Source organism: Bacillus sp. AFS088145 (assembly GCF_002564465.1).
In the GTDB taxonomy this organism is placed as follows: Bacteria; Bacillota; Bacilli; order Bacillales; family Bacillaceae_G; genus Gottfriedia.
Window position 1 is genome coordinate 1 of record NZ_NUUX01000082.1, and the last position, 736, is coordinate 736.

Genomic DNA, 736 nt, shown 5'->3' on the forward strand with positions numbered 1-736 from the left:
AGATGTTTCGATGATTTCTGTATCACCCTCTACATCACGTTCGATTGTAGCTGTTGTACCATTAATGTCAATTTTAGTAATTGTTGTCACGTAAGGAATATTTAGTAATTCAGCAACGCGTGGACCTACTTGACCAGTACCTCCATCAATTGCAACATTACCTGCTAAAATAATTGAAGGATCTTTATCTTCTAAGTATTTAGCAATAAGTTTAGAAGTTGTATATTGATCAGCATTTGTAACGTCATCTTCAACGTTAATTAATACAGCCTTATCAGCACCCATAGCTAGTGCTGTACGAAGTTCTTTTTCACTATCTTCGTTACCAATTGTTATGACAGTTACTTCGCCACCATGAGCGTCACGAATTTGAATCGCTTCTTCAACTGCATACTCATCGTATGGATTTATAATAAATTCAGCGCCATCCTCTTGGATTGCACCATTTGAAATTGTAATTTTCTCTTCAGTGTCAAATGTTCTTTTTAATAGTACATAAATGTTCATTGTTATACCCTCCCAGGAAATGTAACTACATCTATTTTTTTAAAATATTAAACTACTTATTTATTAAACACTGGTTTTCTTTTTTCTAAAAATGCCGAAATACCCTCTTTTGCATTTTCAGTTGTAAAAATTTCTCCAAATAGTTTAGACTCTTCTTCCACCGCTTCATGATATGAATTAGTTCTAGTAGAAGTTAGTAGTTGTAGAATATATTGAATTGATTGCATAC

General features: G+C 33.0%; 2 protein-coding genes. Both read right to left on the bottom strand.

All coding sequences use genetic code 11. The annotated features are described in order from the left end of the window. Positions 1–507 (bottom strand): electron transfer flavoprotein subunit beta/FixA family protein (locus COI44_RS23730; RefSeq protein ID WP_098430068.1); only part of this gene is annotated, 507 nt, incomplete at its 3' end. 56 nt (positions 508–563) lie between these two features. Further along, a complete protein-coding gene (locus tag COI44_RS24905; protein ID WP_142329312.1) occupies positions 564–734 on the bottom strand; it encodes an enoyl-CoA hydratase-related protein in 171 nt (56 codons plus the stop codon). Positions 735–736 lie beyond the last annotated feature (2 nt).